Raw genomic sequence first — 19,062 nt, forward strand, 5'->3', positions numbered from 1 at the left:
AGTCCGTTTCCCGCCGGTACGGGTGGCCGTCCGCCGCTTTGCTGGGACGTGCGAACACTACCGACGAAACGACGGGGCGGGACACACAATGTCTTCTCTGAACAGGTCAGCGCTGGACGGCCGGGCGGCGCTGGTGACGGGCGGCAGCCGCGGGATCGGGGCCGCCGTGGCACTGCGGCTGGCGCGGGAGGGCGCGGACGTCGCGATCACCTTCGAACGGAACGAGACCGCAGCCAAGGAGGTCGTCGCCGGGATCCAGGAGGCCGGCCGCCGGGGTCTGGCGCTGCGTACGGACGCGGCGACCGCCGTGGCCCGCACCGCCGAGGAGTTCGGCGGGCTCGACATCCTCGTGAACAACGCGGGGGTCGGTGTGCTGGCCCCGGTCGGCGATCTCACGGCGGCCGACCTCGACCGTACGCTCGCGGTCAACGTACGAGAGGTCTTCCTCGGCTCACAGGCCGCGGCCGCGGTGCTCAGGCCGGGCGGCCGGATCATTTCGACCGGCACGGCGCTGACCCGCTACGCGGGCGGTCCCGGGGCCAGCCTCTACGGAATGAGCAAGGCCGCGCTGACCGGGCTGACCCGGTCGCTCGCCCGGGAGCTGGGCGAGCGGGGCATCACGGTCAACGTGATCCAGCCGGGCCCGGTCGACACGGAGATGAACCCGGCGGACGGCCCGTACGCCGGGCCCCAGCGCGCGGCAACGGCGCTGGGACGCTTCGGGACGGCGGACGAGGTGGCCTCGCTGGTGGCGTATCTGGCCGGCGAGGAGGCCGGGTATGTGACGGGGGCCGAGCTGCTGGTGGACGGCGGGCACGCGGCGTAACACCGGCGCAGGGGGCCTCTCACACGCCGGCCTCCGCCCCGGAACCGGGCCGGCCGGCCTCCGCTCCGGGGCGGAGGCCGGCCGGCCCGGGCGTCGCGTTACCGGCGGCTCGGGCGTCGCGAAACCGGCAGGCTCAGGCGTCGCGTTCGAGCAGCCGGCCCACCGGCTCGCCCACTACGCCGTTCTCGGCGATCCGCTCGCCCCGCAGCCAGGTGGAGCGCACGACCCCGTACAGGGTCTTCCCGGCGTATGCCGTCACCTGGTTCCGGTGGTACAGCTCCGCCGGGTCGACGGTGAAGGTGTCGTCCGGCGCCAGCACCGCGAAGTCGGCGTCCCGGCCGGCCTCGATCGCGCCCTTGCCGGACAGCCCGGCGAGTGCTGCCGGCGCCGTGGACATCCAGCGGACCACGTCGTCGAGGCTGTGGCCCCGCTCGCGCGCCGCCGTCCAGATCGCCGGGAGCCCCAGCTGGAGGGAGGAGATGCCGCCCCAGGCGTCGGCGAAGTCGGGGGTCTTGAGGTCAGTGGTGCAGGGCGAGTGGTCGGAGACGATGCAGTCGATCGTCCCGTCGGCAAGCCCCTGCCACAGCGCGTCCTGGTTGGCGGCCTCACGGATCGGCGGGCAGCACTTGAACTCCGTTGCCCCGTCCGGGACTTCCTCGGCCGTCAGGGTGAGGAAGTGCGGGCAGGACTCCACGGTGACCCGGACGCCCTCGCGCTTGGCGGCGGCGATCAGCGGAAGCGCGTCGCTGGACGAGAGGTGCAGGACGTGGATGCGCGCGTCCAGCCGCCTGGCGAGCGCGATGAGGCCCTCGATCGCCTGGTTCTCGGCGGCGCGGGGGCGGGAGGCCAGGAAGTCCGCGTACTGCGGGCCGCTGCGCTGCGGGGCGTCGGCCAGCTGGTGCGGGTCCTCGGCGTGGACGATCAGCAGCCCGCCGAAGCCGGCGATCTCGGCCATGGACCGGGCGAGCTCCTCCTGGTCGAGCTCGGGGAACTCCTCGACGCCGGAAGGCGACAGGAAGCACTTGAAGCCGAACACCCCGGCGTCGTACAGCGGGCGCAGGTCCTTGACGTTGGAGGGGATCGCGCCGCCCCAGAAGCCGACGTCGATGTGCGCCTTGCTGCGGGCCACGTCCTGCTTGGTCCGCAGGTTGGCGGCGGTCGTGGTCGGCGGCAGCGAGTTGAGCGGCATGTCGAGCAGCGTGGTGATCCCGCCGGCCGCGGCGGCCCTGGTCGCGGTCCAGAACCCCTCCCACTCGGTGCGGCCGGGGTCGTTCACATGGACGTGGGTGTCGACGAGGCCGGGGAGCAGCACGTCGTCGCCGAAGTCCGTCAGCCGGGCGCCATCCGGCACCTCCGCGTCGTAGGGCAGCACTGCTGCGATCTTCCCATCGGCGACGGCGACCGATGCGGCGCGCGTCCCCTGGGGGGTGATGACTCGCGTCGAGCGCAGTACCAGTTCGGTGGTGGACACCCGGGCCCCTCTTTCCATATAGCGAAATTCACGTTCCAATAATGGAGTGTTCGCTGCGCGCCGTGGCTCGTCAAGACCGGACCGGCCGCCTGGATGATTCCACAAAGCAAAAGCCGAATTTCGGGTGCCGGAATGTGCTTCCCTCCGGTACCTCTGGGTCCGGATCGTACCCATCCGGCCGCCTGATCCGGACAAAGGGGTCCTGACCGGCCCCAACGCCTGCCGCCGAGGGGGATGCAGCGGGCTCCGGCCCGGTAGGCTGGCGCCTTGCCCCGCCCGCCTCGAAAGGACCGCCGCCGTGCCGCAGTCCCACGCCAGCGCACCCGACGCCAAGACCGCAGCACCGAGCGGTGGCGTCCAGTCCCTGGAGCGCGCCTTCGATCTGCTGGAGCGGATGGCCGACGCCGGTGGAGAGGTCGGCCTGAGCGAGCTCTCGGCCGCCAGCGGTCTGCCGCTGCCCACGATCCACCGGCTGATGCGCACCCTGGTCGCCTGCGGCTACGTACGCCAGCAGCCCAACCGGCGCTACGCGCTGGGCCCGCGCCTGATCCGGCTCGGCGAGTCGTCGGCCCGGCTGCTCGGGACCTGGGCCCGCCCCTATCTCGCGCGGCTGGTCGAGGAGACCGGGGAGACGGCGAACATGGCCCTGCTCGACGGGGACGAGGTCGTGTACGTCGCGCAGGTCCCGTCGAAGCACTCCATGCGGATGTTCACCGAGGTGGGGCGGCGGGTCCTGCCGCACTCCACCGGAGTCGGCAAGGCGCTGCTCGCGCACACCTCGCCGCCCGAGGTCAGGGCGCTGCTGGCACGGACCGGTATGCCGGCCGCCACCGAGAAGACGATCACCACGCCCGAGGGGTTCCTGGACGCCCTGGAGGTCGTACGCCGCGCGGGGTACGCGGTGGACGACAACGAGCAGGAGATCGGGGTCCGCTGTCTCGCGGTCCAGGTCCCCAACTCCCCCACGGCCGCCGCGATCTCGATCTCGGGTCCGGCGGGCCGGGTGACGGAGGAGGCGACCGAGCGGATCGTGCCGATCCTCCAGGGCATCGCCCTGGAACTCTCGGCCACCCTCGCGAGCGCGGGACCCCAGCAGGTCTGATCCGGCGCAGGTCCGGCCGGATGCAGGTCCGATCCGGCCGGGGGCGCGGCGGATCCGACCCCCGGACGCCGGGCGGTTCGGACGCCGGGCGGTCCGGACCACCGGCGGCTCAGACGACCGGCGGTTCAGCCACCGGCACCGTCAGCCGCCCGTCGGCCATCGACACCGTCCGGTCCATCCGGTCCAGGTGCGCATGGTCGTGGGTGACCAGCACCGTCGCAGTACCGCGTGCCCGGGTCAGCGTGACCAGCAGGTCCAGCACGCCCGCACCCCGCTCATGGTCGAGGGCGCTGGTGGGCTCGTCGACCAGCAGTACCGACGGCTCGTTCATCAGCGCCCGCGCGATGTTGACGCGCTGCCGCTGACCGCCGGAGAGCTGGTGCGGGCGCCTGCCCGCCTGGTCGGCGAGGCCCACCGCGTCCAGCAACTCCACGGCGCGGCCGCGTACTTGACCGGCCGGCCGGCCCGAGAGGTGCGCCATCACCTGGAGCTGCTCGGCGGCGGTCAGCGCGGGCAGCAGGTTCGGCTGCTGGAAGACGATCCCGATCCGTTCGCGCCGGAGTGCCGCCTTCGCCGCCCGGCTCAGCGAGGCCGTGTCCGTTCCGTCGACGACCACCCGGCCCCGCTCCGGGGTCACCAGCGTCGCCGCCACCGCCAGCAGGCTGGACTTGCCGGATCCGGACGGCCCGACCACCGCCGTCAGCGAACCGGCCGGAACATCGAGCGTCACCGTGTCCAGCGCGACCACCCGGCCGTCCCCGTCCGGGTAGGTCAGCGTCACATCGTCCAGGGCCAGGGTCATCGTGCGCTCCCGAGGGCGGTCAGCGGGTCGACGGCGGTGATCCGCCGGATGGAGAGGGCCGCGCCGAGCACCCCGAGGACGACGATCACGGCGGCGGGGAGAACGGAGGTCAGCGGGTCGAGCACGAAGGGAACACTCCCGGGCACGACGGCGCCGACCCCGGCGGCAAGGGCGGTGCCCAGCAGCGTCCCGGCCAGCAGCATCAGCACCGCCTGGCCCAGAGCGTCGCGCAGCAGATACGGAGTGGAGGCACCCAGCGCCTTCAGGACGGCGATGTCACCGCTGCGCTGGATCGTCCATACCGTGAAGAACGCGCCTATCACCATGGCCGAGATGACGAACAGGAAGCCGCGCATCAGCTGGAGCGATCCGTTCTCCGCCTGGTACGAGGGGAGCGCGCTGAGCGAGCCGTCCAGGGTGAGCGTCTTCGTACCGGCCGCCCGGTCTCCCGCGCCGAGGTCCGCCCCGCCGGTGGTGGTCAGGGCCACCACACTGGCGTGCTCGCCCGCGCGGAGCGAGGTCCACGCGACCGGGGTGTGGCTGTAGGAGTCGTCCCCGGCGACCGCCGTCACCGTGAACTTCCTGCCGGAGAGCGTGACGGTGTCCCCGGTCGCCGCGCCCAGGTCGTGCGCGGCGCCCCTGGACAGCACCACACCGGAGTGCCCGGGCTCCGCGGGCGCCAGACCGGAGCCGGGCCGTACCGCGAACTCGGAGACCGCGGCCGTGCGGCTGCCCGCTTCCGCGTTGCCGGTGCCGATGGCGACGGGCTGCGCGCTCTTCACCCCCGGCTGCGCGGCCCAGGTCCGCCAGGCGCTCTGCGGCAGCTGCGACCCGGTGAAGGAGGCGGACTGCCCCGAGGGCGGCGCGGCGAAGGCCAGGTGGTCGGCGGGCAGTCCGGTGACGGCCGATGTGTTGTCCCTGGCCAGCCCGGCGGTCAGCCCGGACAGCAGTCCGACCAGCAGGGTGATGAGTACGATGACCGTCCCCATCAGGGCGAACCGGCCCCTGGCGAATCTCAGATCTCTCCATGCGACGAACATGTGCCCAACCCTGCTGGCACCGGGGGCGCTTGGGCATCGCGCCACGGATGGCTCCGGGCGGATCGAAAGACGGAGCCGGCAATCAAACTTTCGATTGAGGGCGTTCCGGGACGATCCGCCTACGCTGGGAGGATCATGGATCCCCGTGCACTGACCCCCGCGCTGCTCGTCCTGCGGCTCTGCCTCCATCTGCTGATGGCGGGACTGCTGGTGCTGGCCGCGGTACGGGCGCTCACCGGACACGCGGCGAACGCCCCCGCGGTGGTGGCGGCGGCCGTGGTGCTGGGCGCGGTGTACGCGGCAGGTGCCGTCTGGCCTTCGGTACGGACCTCGCGCCGGTCCGCCGCCGTCTGGCTCGGCGTGCTGGGCCTCGCGTGGCTGGCGCTGCTCGTGGTCTCCCCGGAGGGGCTGTGGGTGGCGTTCCCGCTGTACTTCCTCCAGTTGCATCTCCTGCCGGTGCGCTGGTCGGTGCCCCTGGTCGTCGTCACGGCGGGCGCGGCCATCGCCGCGTACGTGGGGCACGGGGCAGCGCTGAACCCGGGTGCGTTCATCGGCCCGCTCCTCGGAGCGGCGGTCGCCGTGGCCACCGTCCTCGGCTACCAGGTGCTCTACCGCGAGAGCGAGAGCCGCCGCCGGCTGATCGAGGAGCTGATCTCGACCCGGGCCGAACTCGCCGCCGCCGAGCGGACCGCCGGCACGCTCGCCGAGCGTGAGCGGCTCGCCCGCGAGATCCACGACACCCTCGCCCAGGGGCTCTCCTCCATCCAGCTGCTGCTGCGGGCCGCCGGGCGCACCCTGCCCGCCGACGCGCCGGCCGCCGCCCACATCGAACAGGCCAGGCAGGCCGCGCAGGACAACCTCGCCGAGGCCCGCCGCTTCGTACGGGCGCTGTCGCCGCCCGCGCTGGAGCACGGTTCGCTGGCGGCCGCGCTCGACCGCCTCTGCACGGGCGGCCCCGGTCCGCGGGTCCGCTTCTCCACCAGCGGTACGCCGGTCGCGCTGCCCACGCCGTACGAGGTGGCGCTGCTGAGGATCGCGCAGTCGGCGCTCGCCAACACCGTCCAGCACGCCGGGGCGTCCCGCGCCGAGATCACCCTGAGCTTCATGGAGACCGCGGTCGCCCTGGACGTGGTCGACGACGGTTCCGGCTTCGATCCGCTGCTCGCCGGTACCGCGTCCGGCGACGGAGGTTTCGGGCTGCCCGCCATGCGCTCGCGCGTCGAGTCACTGGGCGGCACCTTCGCCGTCGAGTCCACACCGGGCCAGGGGACGGCCATCGCGGTCACGCTGCCGCTCCCCGACTCCGAAGAGGTGCCCATGTCCGAAGAGGTGTCCCCATGACGATCCGGCTGCTGCTCGCCGACGACCATCCGGTGGTGCGGGCCGGGCTGCGCGCCGTCCTCGACACCGAGCCGGGATTCCGGGTGGCCGGGGAGGCGTCGACCGCCGAACGGGCAGTGGAGCTGGCCGCTTCGGGAGAGTTCGACGTCGTGCTGATGGATCTCCAGTTCGGCGCGGGTATGCACGGCGCGGAGGCCACCGCCGCCATCGCCGCCGTCGAAGGGGCGCCCCGGGTCCTGGTGCTGACGACGTACGACACTGACGCGGACATCCTGGCCGCGGTCGAGGCCGGCGCCAGCGGCTATCTGCTGAAGGACGCGCCGCCCGAGGAACTGGCCGCCGCCGTGCGGACGGCGGCGGCGGGCCGCTCGGCGCTGGCACCCGCCGTCGCGCACCGGCTGATGGACCGGATGCGCGCACCGGGCGAGTCGCTCACCCGCCGGGAGCTGGAGGTGCTGCAGCTGGTCGGGGACGGTCTGTCGAACCAGCAGATCAGCAAGGCGCTGTTCCTCAGTCAGGCGACGGTGAAGTCCCATCTGGTGCATATCTACGCCAAGCTGGGTGTGGACTCCCGTACATCGGCGGTGGCCGCGGCCTCGGCGCGGCGGCTCATCCGCCGTGCCGGTGGCTCAGCACATTGACCACCTTGCCGTTCGGATCACGGACGAAGAACCGCCGTACGCCCCACTCCTCGTCCCGCAGCGGGTGCACGATCTCCGCCCCCGCTGCCAGCACCGCCGCGTGCACCGCGTCCACGTCGTCCACCTCGATGGAGAGGTCGGGCTGCACGGTGGCGCTCGCGTCGTGCGTGGTGAGGGTGATCTGCGCGGTCGGGTTGACGGACGAGGCGAGCGTCATGACCCAGCCCTGGTTCATGACCTCGCCGAGCCCGAGCAGACCGTAGAAGTCCCGGCTCTCCTCCATGGCGTGCGTCGTGATGTCCGGCACCACCCTGCGGACGGCCATCAGGAGGCCGATCCGAACAGCTCCACCGCGTTCCGCACCTCGGAGAGCGACACCGCGAGTGCGCTGACCGAGCCGATCGCCCCCGCGACCAGCAGCAACGAGCGACGCAGCCGCAGGATTTCCGGCACTCCGCTCCGGGCCATCGCCTCCAGAGCCGCCAGTTCGTCCTCGGCGATGGCACGGTCCGGGAACTGGGCCGGGTGAGCGGCCAGTTCACGGCGGAGCCGGGAGACGGAGGAGCTGAGCTCCGTCACTCTGGGGTCCGCACCGGTGCCCGTTACGCGTTTCTGCCCCGCACTTCGCAACAAAGTTCCCCCTCGCACAACTCTGTGCTGGCCATCCCTACGGTTGAACGACCGTGTGGCGCCGGTCGAACACCGCGGGTCACGAGTCAGTTAACGCCACCACGCGGCGTTCTCGCCACTCCACGACGGGAATTCAGCCGGACGGGGTGGTGTCCATGAGGTATCCAGTCCTGATGCGACACGAAGGCGGAACCGAAGTGAACAACACGGACACGGATGCCTCGCGGCCGGGACCCGGCCGGACGGCCGGACCGGTGATCGCCGGACTGCTGCTCGCGGCGGGCGGCGGGCGGCGGCTCGGAGGACGCCCCAAGGCGCTGCTCGAACACCGCGGCCGGCCGCTCGTCGAGCGCGCGGTCCGGGTGCTGCGCGCGGGCGGCTGCGGTCCGGTGCATGTCGTACTGGGTGCCGCCGCGGACGACGTACGGAAGCGGGCCGATCTCACCGGCTGTGTGCTGGCCGACAACCCCCGGTGGGAGGAGGGCATGGGGTCGTCCCTGCGCGCCGGACTCGCGTCGCTCGCCGGATCGGGCGCGGACGCCGCCCTCGTCCTGCTGGTGGACCAGCCGGGAATCGGCGCCGCGGCGGTGGCCCGGGTACGCGAGGCCGGCGGCTCCGCGACGAGTCTGGTGGCCGCCTCGTACGAGGGGAAGCGCGGCCACCCGGTGCTCTTCGGCGCCGACCGCTGGGCGGACATCGCGGCGACGGCGGTAGGGGACCGCGGGGCCCGCAGCTACCTCAAGGCCCACCGGGAAGCCATCACGCTGGTGGAGTGCTCCGACATCGCCGAGGAGTACGACATCGACACGGTCGAAGACCTGTTCCACTTGGAGTGACCGACCTGGCACTCTGCGACGAATTCTGTCGATCCGGAGAATCTCGATGTCAACATACGTTGAACTTCCACCATGAGGAAACTAGTATCCACACGTCAGAAGCGCTCTGTGCCCCACAGAGCGCCCGCGACCGTATCGCGACCCCGTGGCACTCCGTGCCACCATGAGAGTCCTGCGGCCGTCAAGTACCGCCCGCTGAAGGAGTGACAGCTCATGTCCGCACCAGCGCCGTCTCCGCTGGCCATCGTCGATGCCGAGCCCCTGCCCCGGCAGGACGAGGTCCTCACCGATGCGGCCCTGGCCTTCGTGGCCGAGCTGCACCAGCGGTTCACCCACCGCCGTGATGAGCTGCTCGTCCGCCGCGCTGAGCGCCGTGCCGAGATCGCCCGGACGTCCTCGCTCGATTTCCTCCCGGAGACCGCGAGCATCCGTAACGACGACAGCTGGAAGGTCGCGCCGGCCCCGGCCACGCTCAACGACCGCCGCGTCGAGATCACCGGCCCGACCGACCGCAAGATGACCATCAACGCCCTGAACTCGGGCGCCAGGGTCTGGCTCGCAGATTTCGAGGACGCGTCCGCCCCCACCTGGGAGAACGTTGTCACCGGCCAGCTGAATCTGACCGACGCCTACGAGCGCCGGATCGACTTCACGGACCCGAAGTCCGGCAAGTCGTACGCACTGAAGCCCGCAGCCGACCTCGCGACCGTCGTGATGCGCCCGCGCGGCTGGCACCTCGACGAGCGCCACCTCGTGCTGGACGACCGTCCGGTCCCGGGCGCCCTGGTCGACTTCGGCCTGTACTTCTTCCACAACGCCAAGCGCCTCATCGAGCTCGGCAAGGGCCCGTACTTCTACCTCCCGAAGACCGAGTCCCACCTGGAGGCGCGCCTCTGGAACGAGATCTTCGTCTTCGCGCAGGACTACATCGGCATCCCGCAGGGCACCGTCCGCGCGACCGTCCTGATCGAGACGATCACGGCGGCGTACGAGATGGAGGAGATCCTCTACGAACTGCGCGACCACGCCTCCGGGCTGAACGCGGGGCGCTGGGACTACCTGTTCTCCATCGTCAAGAACTTCCGCGACGGCGGCTCCAAGTTCGTCCTGCCGGACCGCAATCTGGTCACGATGACGGCGCCGTTCATGCGCGCGTACACCGAGCTCCTGGTCCGCACCTGCCACAAGCGCGGCGCGCACGCCATCGGCGGCATGGCCGCCTTCATCCCCTCCCGGCGCGACGCCGAGGTCAACAAGGTGGCCTTCGAGAAGGTCAAGGCGGACAAGGACCGCGAGGCCGCCGACGGCTTCGACGGCTCCTGGGTCGCCCACCCGGACCTGGTGCCGATCGCCATGAAGTCGTTCGACGCGGTCCTCGGCGAGAACCCGAACCAGAAGCAGCGCCTGCGCGAGGACGTCGCGGTGGCTCCGGGCGACCTGATCGCGATCGACTCCCTGGACGCCAGGCCGACGTACGAGGGCCTGGTCAACGCCGTTCAGGTCGGCATCCGCTACATCGAGGCGTGGCTGCGCGGCATGGGCGCCGTGGCCATCTTCAACCTGATGGAGGACGCCGCGACAGCGGAGATCTCCCGCTCGCAGATCTGGCAGTGGATCAACGCGAACGTGGTCTTCGAGAACGGCGAACACGCGACGGCTGAGCTGGCCCGGAAGATCGCGGCGGACGAGCTGACCGCGATCGAGAAGGAGATCGGCGAGGAGGCGTTCGCTGCGGGCAAGTGGCAGCAGGCACACGACCTCCTGCTGACGGTGTCCCTGGACGCCGACTACGCGGACTTCCTGACGCTGCCCGCGTACGAGCAGCTGGGGAGCTGAGGCACCACCCGCTGATCGCTCGACCCACTGACAGCAGGGGCTGTCCCGGAGCCAGGTGGCTCCGGGACAGCCCCTGCTGTTTTCGTGGCCCGACTGCTTCTCGGACCCCGCTGCTTCTCGGGCCCTGTTTCTCGGGTCCTGTTTCTCGGGTCCTGTTTCTCGGGTCCTGTTTCTCGGGCCCTTCTTCCGGGCGTCCGGTTTCGTGCGTACCGTGCGCAACCGGAACCAGCACCTCCGGATATGTCCCGATCGCCCCCTCCACGGCCGCCTGCAACCGCACCCACCAGGCATGTTGGAGAAACCCACAATCTATTGACAGTCCACTTGGACGAACCTAGCCTTGCCGCATTCCGATACTTATATTCCACATGGTGGAATCTACTCAGAATGAGTGGCCCGGTGATGAGTGCAGACACGCCTGTGGAACCACCCCGAGCAACGCCCTCCGTGAACACCACCGATATCGCCACTGATGTTCACGACAGTTCCGGAACCCCGTCCGGCGGCGACCGGTCGTCACCGGTTCACGCCGCACCTCCGCTGAGTCCCCGTCTGTACAACAACGACCTGGCGCCCACCGAGGTCCACGGGCGCCGCTGGGGCAGCTACAACATCTTCACCCTGTGGGCGAACGACGTGCACAGCCTGGGCAACTACACGTTCGCCACTGGGCTGTTCGCCCTCGGGCTCGGCGCCTGGCAGGTGCTGCTCGCTCTCGCGATCGGCGCGGCGCTGCTCTTCGGGATACTCAACCTCTCCGGGTACATGGGCCAGAAGACCGGGATCCCGTTCCCGGTCATGAGCCGTATCAGCTTCGGTGTCCGGGGCGCCCAGATACCGGCTCTCATCCGTGGCGCCGTCGCCATCGCCTGGTTCGGCATCCAGACGTATCTCGCGTCCCATGTACTGAACGTCCTGCTGATCACGCTGCACCACCCGCTCGTCCACCTGACCGAGAACTCCTTCCTCGGGCTGTCGACCCTCGGCTGGATCTCCTTCGGGTTCCTGTGGTGCGTGCAGATCGGCATTCTGATGTACGGCATCGAAATGGTGCGGAAGTACGAGGCGTTCGCGGGCCCGGTCATCCTGTTCACGCTGTCCGCGCTCGCCGTCTGGATGTTCTGGAAAGCGGGCTGCTCCATCTCGCTGTCCAACAACCACCCCCTGACGGGCGGGAAGATGTGGCACGAGATCTTCGCGGGAGCGTCTCTCTGGGTCGCCATCTACGGCACGTTCGCGCTGAACTTCTGCGACTTCACCCGGTCCTGTACGAGCAAGAAGTCGATCACGATCGGCAACTTCTGCGGCATTCCCGTCAACATCATGCTCTTCGGGACCATCGCGGTCGTGCTGGCCGGGGCGCAGTTCCGGATCAACGGGAAGGTCATCAACAGCCCGGCGGACGTCGTACAGGCCATCCCCAACACCTGGTTCGTGGCGCTCGCCAGTCTCGCGCTGATCGTCCTCACCGTCGCGGTCAACCTCATGGCCAACTTCGTGGCCCCGGCCTACGCGCTGGCCAATCTCTTCCCCAAACACCTCAACTTCAGGCGGGCCGGGATCGTCAGCGGCGTGATCGGCATCGTCATCCTGCCGTGGAACCTCTACAACAACCCGACCGTCGTCAACTACTTCCTGGGCGGCCTGGGTGCCTTCCTCGGCCCGCTGTTCGGCGTGATCATCGCCGACTACTGGCTGATCAGGAAGGGCCGGGTCAATGTGCCCGAGCTGTACACGATGGAGACGTCCGCCGCGTACCACTACACGCGCGGCGTCAACCTCCGCGCCATCGCCGCCTTCACCCCGGCGGCCGCCGCGGCCATCGTCTGCGCCCTGGTTCCGCTGTTCTCCGCCGTCGCACCGTTCGCCTGGTTCATCGGCGCCGGAATCGCCGCCGCCGTGTATGTCGGCGTCGCGGAGCGGAACGGCAGCCACGAGGACGTTCCGGGCGCGTCCATAGCCGTTCCGAGCGTGCACTGAGCCGGCGCAGGCCCTGTGACAGGCGCCGCCCGGCGTCCGCCAGAAACTCCCGCACCACCCGAACCACCTGTGAGGTACCTCCATGCGGATACTCGCCGTGAACGTGAACACCACCGAATCCATTACCGAGGCGATCGCCGCACAGGCGAGGTCGGCGGCGTCGGACGGCACGGAGATCGTGGGCCTGACCCCGCGATTCGGGGCCGAGTCCGTGGAGGGCAACTTCGAGAGCTACCTCGCGGCGATCGCGGTGATGGACCGGGTCCGCTCCTATCCGGAGCCCTTCGACGCCGTGATCCAGGCGGGCTACGGCGAGCACGGCAGGGAGGGACTCCAGGAGCTGCTGGACGTACCGGTCGTGGACATCACCGAGGCGGCGGCCAGTACCGCGATGTTCCTCGGGCACACCTACTCGGTGGTCACCACGCTCGACCGTACGGTTCCCCTGATCGAGGACCGGCTGAAGCTCGCGGGGCTCTACGACCGCTGCGCATCGGTCCGGGCCAGTGGCCTGGCCGTACTGGAGCTCGAAGAGGACCCGGCGGCCGCCGTCGAGTCGATCGTGTCGCAGGCGGAGCGCGCTGTGGCCGAGGACAGGGCCGAGGTCATCTGCCTGGGCTGCGGCGGCATGGCGGGGCTTGACGAGCAGATCAGGGAGCGCACCGGTGTTCCGGTCGTGGACGGTGTCAGTGCCGCCGTCGCCGTTGCCGAGTCGCTGGTCCGGCTCGGCCTCTCCACCTCCAAGGTGCGCACCTACGCGACACCCCGCCCCAAGCACATCGCCGGCTGGCCGTCCGCCGCCTTCGCGGACGCCGGCCGGACGACGGGCCACGCCCGCATCTGAAACGGCGCCGCATCAGGGGTACGGGGGCCGGCATCACGTCACCGCCCCCGCCCCCGCCCGACCAGGCAGGATGCCGGGGAGTCCAGGGGATTTCCCGCCGACCGATGAGTTCTCGTACCGGGTCCGGTCTGAAGGGTATGAACACGGACACGCATACGGATGCACCCGAGGAACCCGACAACGCCCGGCCCGACCTGGAGCCCCCGGCCCGGTACATCGCGAAGCTCGCCGACGCCGTCAGCGACGCGCAGCTGGGCGGTCCCACGCCCTGTCCGGACTTCGCGGTCCGGGACCTGATCGCCCACATCTCCGGATTGAGCGTGGCGTTCCGCGACGCGGCCAGGAAGGAGTTCGGGCCGAACACCAACACGGAACCGGGCACCGGCTCCCACCCCGAACTGACCGCGGACTGGCGGTCCGCGCTGCCCCTGCAGCTGGAAGAGCTGATCGTGGCCTGGCACTCCCCCGCCTCCTGGGAGGGCGACACCAAGGCGGGCGGATTCACCCTCCCCGCCCCGCTGGCCGCGCGGATCGCACTGAATGAACTGGTCGTGCACGGCTGGGACCTGGCCCGCGCGACCGGCCAGCGGTACGCGCCCGATCCGGCGAGCCTCGGCGTCTCGTACGCGCTGCTCGCTCCGGCGGACAGCGTGGCGCGCGAGCCTGCCTTCGGCCCGGCTGTCGAGGTGCCGCAGGACGCCCCGTTCCTCGACCGGGTGATCGGGCTCAGCGGACGCAGCCCTGACTGGAAGCCTTAGGAGCTTCCGGCTGGATCAGGCCGGGTGGCGGCGCAGCCTGAGGGGTGCGTAGACGACGAGCGCGGTGAGGAAGGCCACGTAGTAGGCGAGGTCGGCGCCGTGCAGTGCGGCAGCCACCGGACCTGTGTAGAGGCCCGTGTTCATGAACGGAATCGCCGCGGCGAAGGCGGCGCAGAATGCCACCAGCGCGGGTCGGCCCGACCGGGAGCGGACGCTCTCCAGGGTGGGGTCGACCGGTTCGCCGTCGCGGGCCCTGGCGAACCAGTCGACAGCGACGACGGCGACGAAGCCGGGGATCCAGTAGCCGACGAAGAGCAGCACGTTCTGGAAGCGGGCGGCCGTGTCAGCTGCGTGCATCCACAGCACCAGGGGGAAACCGAGTACGGCGGCGAGAGCGGCCGCGAACGGACGCGGGATGCGCAGACCGATGGTCTGCAGGGCCAGCGAACCGCTGTAGTCGTTCATGGCGTTGCTGCACAGAGCGGCCAACGCCACGGCCAGCAGCCCCAGGCCCCCGAGTATGCCGCCGCCCAGCAGTCCGTCGACACCCCGGGCGGTCTGGTCGGTGAAGACGGATGCTCCCCACAACCCGAGTGACTGGACGGCCACGAAGGAGACGCTGACGCCGAGGAGCGTGTACCAGAACATGCGCGGGCGGGAGGTCTCCTGCGGCAGGTAGCGGCTGAAGTCGCTGGCGTACGGGGCCCACGACAGCGCCAGACTGAGAGCGATGGTGCTGGTCAGGATGAACGCACCGGCACGGTCGGCGCCGTGGGCGCTGCCGGCGGCCGCGGGATGGACACCGTCCGGGAGCCTGAAGGCCAGGGCGACGAAAGCCGCCGCGAGTACGAAGGTCATCAGCTTCTGCAGCCGGTGGATCGCTTCGTAGCCCAGTACGCCGAGGGACCCTTGTCCCACCATCATCACCAGCACACCCAGCCAGAACGGCCAGCCGCAGAGCCGGGCCAGCGCGTCCCCGCCGAACAGCCCGATGAGCGCGTCCCAGGCGACCGACGAAAGCCATTGCAACAGGCCGGGCACCGTGACGGACCGGCCGAACGCGAGCCGGGCCAACGGCAGCTGACCTGCCCCGGTGCGGCTGCCCCACGTTCCGAGGTACGCGGTGGGAACAGCGCCGATGACGGTGCCCAGTACAACGGCGGCCAGCGCGGTGGGCAGGTCCAGACCGAGCGCGATACCGACGGTGCCGGTGAACACGCCGGTCATCGTCAGATTCGGGGCGAACCACACGGTGAAGAGCCGGCCGGGGCCGCCGTACCGGTGGTGTCCTGGCACCGGCGCGATTCCGCGAGCCTCGATCCGCAAGTCGCCGGGCTGGGCAGGCATCCGGCCGTCGAAGACGGACCCGGCATCCGCGGCCGGCGCGTTGCTGGGAGCAGGTGGCAATGACATGAGCGACATCCCTCCGCCAGTACTAACTGGTTCAGGTTCGGCGGGTGTGATCTCAGCCCCTGGGCGGGGCACCCCGTGTCCGGTACGACTGCAAGGCTAACGTGCGGCGCCACGCTGTCCATGGCGAGGGTGCGTGGCTGCGGACGCCGGCGGCGGGTGTCAGGTCTCCGTGTTCACCAGGCCGAACACCCACACCCGCCGCTCAGCTGGTGAAGAAGTCGCTGACGGCTGCCGAGAACTGTCCGGGCTCCAGAGCGTGCACGGTGTGGCCGGCCGGGATCGTGATCACCCGGCAGTCGGGAATCCCCGCTGCCATGTCGGGGATCCGGTCCTGCGGCATGGAGCTGTCCGGGCCGCCGGTCACGATCAGTGTCGGGGCGACGATCTCGCCGAGCCGCTCGGCCCACTCGGGAGCGGGCTCCCGGATCTCGTTCTTGATGGCGGGCACGACGTTCCAGTCGTAGTCGACGGGTCGTTCGGGGTGCTCCGGCTCGGCCACCTCCCTGGGGTAAGGCGGCGGGGTCTCCTCCAGGACGAGCCGCTCCACCCGGTCCGCGTGCTCCTGGGCGAGCAGATAGGCGACGACGCCGCCCATGGAGTGGCCGACGACGCCGACCCGGTCCAGTTCCAGTTCGTCCAGGAAGCCCAGCACGTCGTCGCGCATGAGCTCGAACGAGTACTCGTCCGGCCAGTCGCTCTCCCCGTGTCCCCGCAGGTCGAGGGCGTACACCCGCCAATCGTGTCCGAGTGCCCGGCCGGTGTCCTCCCAGGTCGCGGACGAGCCGCCGAGACCGTGCAGCAGCACCACCGGCGCGCCGAAGGGGTCGCCCCAGGTGCGGTACGCGAGCCGTACGTCGCCGACATCGACTACTGAGTGATCGTCCATACCGCAGACGCTACCGCGCTCGGGCCGGTGCCTTCGCCGCCGTGGCGCACGGCCGTGGTCCGGTCGCATGGAGTCACAATCAGGCAAAATAGTCTGTGCAATCCTCGGTCATCCCGACTCAACCCAGCGGGTCAGCGGTCAGGAACGGTCCAGGACACATCTGATTCGCTCAACTCCTTTCCCTCCAGGGGGTGTACGGCCCTTGAGGCAGCTGATAGGAAAGCTTCCTAACAGAACGCCGACGCATGAACTCCCCTTGGAGGACCGGTGAAAGCCCCCCACCGCAACACCGCTGGACGCAACAAGAGGATCATCACGCGCACCGTGCTCGGCCTGGCCCTGGTAGCCGTACCGGCCACCGCCTACGCGGCCAATGCCCCTGCGGACCACGTGAGTTCGCACAGCACACAGCACAGCACGCAGCACAGCTCGCCGTACGGCACGCAGCACGGCACTCAGCACAGTGCGCAGCGCGCCGCCTCGGCGACCGGACTCGACGACCCGGCGAAGAAGGAGATCGCCATGAAGCTGGTCTCCAGTGCCGAGAACTCCTCGCTGGACTGGAAGGCCCAGTACAAGTACATCGAGGACATAGGAGACGGCCGCGGCTACACCGCCGGCATCATCGGGTTCTGCTCGGGCACCGGCGACATGCTGGACCTGGTGAAGCTGTACACCGACCGCGAGCCGGGCAACCCGCTCGCCAAGTACCTCCCCGCACTGGAGAAGGTCAACGGCAGCGACTCGCACTCTGGCCTCGGCTCGGCCTTCGAGAGCGCCTGGAAGACCGCGGCCAAGGACACCGCGTTCCAGACCGCGCAGAACGACGAGCGCGACCGGGTGTACTTCGACCCGGCGGTCAAGCAGGGCAAGGCGGACGGCGTCGGGGTCCTGGGCCAGTTCACCTACTACGACGCCATCGTCATGCACGGTGACGGCGACGACAAGACCAGCTTCAGCTCCATCCGCAAGAGGGCGCTGGCCAAGGCCAAGACCCCGGCCCAGGGCGGCAACGAGACCACATATCTGAACGCCTTCCTGGACGCCCGCGTGTGGGCGATGCAGCAGGAGGAGGCCCACAGCGACACCAGCCGGGTCGACACCGAGCAGCGCGTCTTCCTGAAGAACGGCAATCTCGACCTGCACACGCCGCTCAACTGGAAGGTCTACGGGGACCCGTACAGCATCAGCTGACCGGCCGGCGTACCCCGGCGGGCCCGGCCGCGCACACCGGCGGGGCGCGTTCCGCACCAGCGATGCGGAACGCGCCCCGTATGTCATGCCATCGTCAGTCACACCACTGTCAGTGCAGTGCGGCTGCCGCCTTGGCGACGGCCTGCTGCGTCGCGTTGTCGTCGACAGACGGCTCGTTCACCGTCTCCAGGGCATCGGGCCCCTTCTTGCGCCCGAGATGGTTGAAGGCCAGGTTGAGCACGATGGCCACCACACACCCCGTGGAGATGCCCGAGTCGAGCACCACCAGCACGTTCTTCGGGAACGCGTGGTAGAAGTCCGGCGCCGCGATCGGTATCAGCCCGATACCCAGCGAGGTCGCGACGATCAGGGCGTTCTCGCCCTTCTCCATGGCCGCGCCCGCCAGCGTCTGGACACCGCTGGCGGCGACCGAGCCGAAGAGCACGATCCCGGCACCGCCCAGCACCGGCAGCGGTACGAGTGCGATCGCCGCCGCGGCCATCGGACAGAGACCGAGCAGGATCAGGATCCCGCCGCCGGTCGCCACGACGTACCGGCTGCGCACCTTGGTCATCGCCACCAGGCCGATGTTCTGTGCGAAGGCGCTCGCCATGAAGCTGTTGAAGAACGGGCTGATCAGGCTGGAGAGGGTGTCGGCTCGCAGACCCCCCTCGATGGTCCGCTCGTCGGCGGGGCGCCCGACGACCTTGCCGAGCGCCAGCATGTCGGCGGTCGACTCCGTCATACAGACCAGCATCACGATGCACATCGAGATGATGGCGGAGATCTCGAACTGCGGGGCGCCGAAGTGGAAGGGCGTCGGGAATCCGACCGGGTCGGCGTTGCGCATCGCGTCGAAGCTGGTCATGCCCATCGGTATCGCGACGAGCGTACCGACCACCAGACCGAGCAGGATGGCGATCTGCTGGAGGAAACCGCGGAGCAGTTTCCGCAGGGCCAGGACTATCAACAGGGTGAGAGCGGCCATGCCGATGTTCTTCATCGAACCGTAGTTCGCCGCCCCTTGGGTGCCCTGCGCCCACCCGAAGGCGACCGGCAGCAGCGAGACCCCGATGAGGGTGATCACGGTGCCGGTGACGACCGGCGGGAAGAAGCGGAGCAACTTGCTGAAGTACGGGGCGAGTATGAACCCCAGTACGCTCGCCACGATGATCGCGCCGAATATCACGGCGATGCCTTCGTGCCCGCGGCCCTTGCCGATGGCGATCATCGGGCTGACGCCGCCGAACGAGACACCGTTGACGAACGGCAGCCGGGAACCGACCCGCCAGAACCCGAGGGTCTGGAGCAGGGTGGCGATACCCGCGGTGAAGAGGCTTGCCCCTACGAGAAAAGCGGTCTCCTTGGCGTTGAGCCCCACGGCGGGGCCCACGATCATGGGCGGGGCGACAACTCCCGCGTACATGGCGGCCACATGCTGGAGGCCGCTGCTGAACATCTT

18 protein-coding genes and 1 riboswitch are annotated in these 19,062 nt (G+C 70.0%); of the genes, 10 read left to right on the plus strand and 8 right to left on the minus strand.

Annotated features, from left to right (window positions below):
- Nucleotides 1-88 precede the first annotated feature (88 nt).
- Entirely contained in the window at nucleotides 89-826 is a 738-nt protein-coding gene (locus OG385_RS02985) for an SDR family NAD(P)-dependent oxidoreductase (protein ID WP_266851575.1), read from the plus strand.
- A gap of 133 nt (nucleotides 827-959) precedes the next feature.
- On the opposite strand, the gene allB is transcribed toward OG385_RS02985, so the two are convergent.
- Entirely contained in the window at nucleotides 960-2,297 is a 1,338-nt protein-coding gene (gene allB / locus OG385_RS02990) for an allantoinase AllB (protein WP_266851577.1), read from the minus strand.
- 298 nt (nucleotides 2,298-2,595) lie between these two features.
- On the opposite strand from allB, the gene OG385_RS02995 reads away from it, so the two are divergent.
- The gene (locus OG385_RS02995; RefSeq protein WP_266851579.1) at nucleotides 2,596-3,399 is read left to right on the plus strand and encodes an IclR family transcriptional regulator; all 804 of its coding nucleotides are present in this window, start codon (nucleotides 2,596-2,598) and stop codon (nucleotides 3,397-3,399) included.
- Nucleotides 3,400-3,508: 109 nt separating this feature from the next.
- On the opposite strand, the gene OG385_RS03000 is transcribed toward OG385_RS02995, so the two are convergent.
- Nucleotides 3,509-4,201: an ABC transporter ATP-binding protein gene (locus OG385_RS03000; RefSeq protein WP_266851581.1), complete on the minus strand. Its 693-nt coding sequence runs from the start codon at nucleotides 4,199-4,201 to the stop codon at nucleotides 3,509-3,511.
- Nucleotides 4,198-5,241 (minus strand): ABC transporter permease, encoded by a 1,044-nt coding sequence (locus tag OG385_RS03005; protein WP_266851583.1) that lies wholly within the window; start codon nucleotides 5,239-5,241, stop codon nucleotides 4,198-4,200. The genes OG385_RS03000 and OG385_RS03005 overlap by 4 nt, the downstream gene beginning before the upstream one ends.
- A gap of 135 nt (nucleotides 5,242-5,376) precedes the next feature.
- On the opposite strand from OG385_RS03005, the gene OG385_RS03010 reads away from it, so the two are divergent.
- Together OG385_RS03010 and OG385_RS03015 are read left to right on the plus strand one after the other, a co-directional pair.
- Complete coding sequence (locus OG385_RS03010; RefSeq protein ID WP_266851585.1) at nucleotides 5,377-6,582, plus strand: sensor histidine kinase; 1,206 nt, start codon at nucleotides 5,377-5,379, stop codon at nucleotides 6,580-6,582.
- The gene (locus OG385_RS03015; RefSeq protein WP_266851586.1) at nucleotides 6,579-7,223 is read left to right on the plus strand and encodes a response regulator transcription factor; all 645 of its coding nucleotides are present in this window, start codon (nucleotides 6,579-6,581) and stop codon (nucleotides 7,221-7,223) included. The genes OG385_RS03010 and OG385_RS03015 overlap by 4 nt, the downstream gene beginning before the upstream one ends.
- Here OG385_RS03015 and OG385_RS03020 read toward each other — a convergent pair.
- Together OG385_RS03020 and OG385_RS03025 are read right to left on the minus strand one after the other, a co-directional pair.
- Nucleotides 7,192-7,548, minus strand: coding sequence for a VOC family protein (locus OG385_RS03020; RefSeq protein ID WP_266851587.1), 357 nt, complete (start codon nucleotides 7,546-7,548; stop codon nucleotides 7,192-7,194). The genes OG385_RS03015 and OG385_RS03020 overlap by 32 nt on opposite strands.
- On the minus strand, nucleotides 7,548-7,856 hold the full coding sequence (locus OG385_RS03025; protein ID WP_266851588.1) for a DUF5955 family protein: 309 nt from the start codon (nucleotides 7,854-7,856) through the stop codon (nucleotides 7,548-7,550). The genes OG385_RS03020 and OG385_RS03025 overlap by 1 nt, the downstream gene beginning before the upstream one ends.
- A gap of 263 nt (nucleotides 7,857-8,119) precedes the next feature.
- Between OG385_RS03025 and OG385_RS03030 the strand changes: the two genes are divergently transcribed.
- The 5 genes from OG385_RS03030 (at nucleotide 8,120) to OG385_RS03050 (ending at nucleotide 14,107) form a co-directional block, all read left to right on the plus strand.
- Nucleotides 8,120-8,689: an NTP transferase domain-containing protein gene (locus tag OG385_RS03030; protein WP_266860582.1), complete on the plus strand. Its 570-nt coding sequence runs from the start codon at nucleotides 8,120-8,122 to the stop codon at nucleotides 8,687-8,689.
- 213 nt (nucleotides 8,690-8,902) lie between these two features.
- Nucleotides 8,903-10,525, plus strand: a complete 1,623-nt coding sequence (gene aceB, locus OG385_RS03035) for a malate synthase A (RefSeq protein WP_266851589.1) — start codon at nucleotides 8,903-8,905, stop codon at nucleotides 10,523-10,525.
- A gap of 540 nt (nucleotides 10,526-11,065) precedes the next feature.
- Complete coding sequence (locus OG385_RS03040; RefSeq protein WP_266860584.1) at nucleotides 11,066-12,505, plus strand: NCS1 family nucleobase:cation symporter-1; 1,440 nt, start codon at nucleotides 11,066-11,068, stop codon at nucleotides 12,503-12,505.
- Between the two features lie 82 nt (nucleotides 12,506-12,587).
- A complete protein-coding gene (locus OG385_RS03045; protein WP_266851590.1) occupies nucleotides 12,588-13,349 on the plus strand; it encodes an aspartate/glutamate racemase family protein in 762 nt (253 codons plus the stop codon).
- Nucleotides 13,350-13,486: 137 nt separating this feature from the next.
- Nucleotides 13,487-14,107: a TIGR03086 family metal-binding protein gene (locus OG385_RS03050; protein WP_266851591.1), complete on the plus strand. Its 621-nt coding sequence runs from the start codon at nucleotides 13,487-13,489 to the stop codon at nucleotides 14,105-14,107.
- A gap of 15 nt (nucleotides 14,108-14,122) precedes the next feature.
- On the opposite strand, the gene OG385_RS03055 is transcribed toward OG385_RS03050, so the two are convergent.
- Together OG385_RS03055 and OG385_RS03060 are read right to left on the minus strand one after the other, a co-directional pair.
- Entirely contained in the window at nucleotides 14,123-15,520 is a 1,398-nt protein-coding gene (locus OG385_RS03055; RefSeq protein WP_266851592.1) for a cytosine permease, read from the minus strand.
- A riboswitch (TPP riboswitch) is annotated at nucleotides 15,512-15,606 on the minus strand. It overlaps the preceding gene by 9 nt.
- Before the next feature lie 116 nt (nucleotides 15,607-15,722).
- Nucleotides 15,723-16,406, minus strand: a complete 684-nt coding sequence (locus OG385_RS03060) for an alpha/beta fold hydrolase (RefSeq protein ID WP_266851593.1) — start codon at nucleotides 16,404-16,406, stop codon at nucleotides 15,723-15,725.
- 267 nt (nucleotides 16,407-16,673) lie between these two features.
- Here OG385_RS03060 and OG385_RS03065 point away from each other — a divergent pair, with 267 nt between their 5' ends.
- The gene (locus OG385_RS03065; RefSeq protein WP_266851594.1) at nucleotides 16,674-17,600 is read left to right on the plus strand and encodes a chitosanase; all 927 of its coding nucleotides are present in this window, start codon (nucleotides 16,674-16,676) and stop codon (nucleotides 17,598-17,600) included.
- Between the two features lie 109 nt (nucleotides 17,601-17,709).
- On the opposite strand, the gene OG385_RS03070 is transcribed toward OG385_RS03065, so the two are convergent.
- Nucleotides 17,710-19,059, minus strand: coding sequence for a nucleobase:cation symporter-2 family protein (locus OG385_RS03070; protein WP_266860586.1), 1,350 nt, complete (start codon nucleotides 19,057-19,059; stop codon nucleotides 17,710-17,712).
- Nucleotides 19,060-19,062: the final 3 nt, after the last annotated feature.

The sequence above is a fragment of the Streptomyces sp. NBC_01306 genome (assembly GCF_026340465.1).
Classification (GTDB): domain Bacteria; phylum Actinomycetota; class Actinomycetes; order Streptomycetales; family Streptomycetaceae; genus Streptomyces.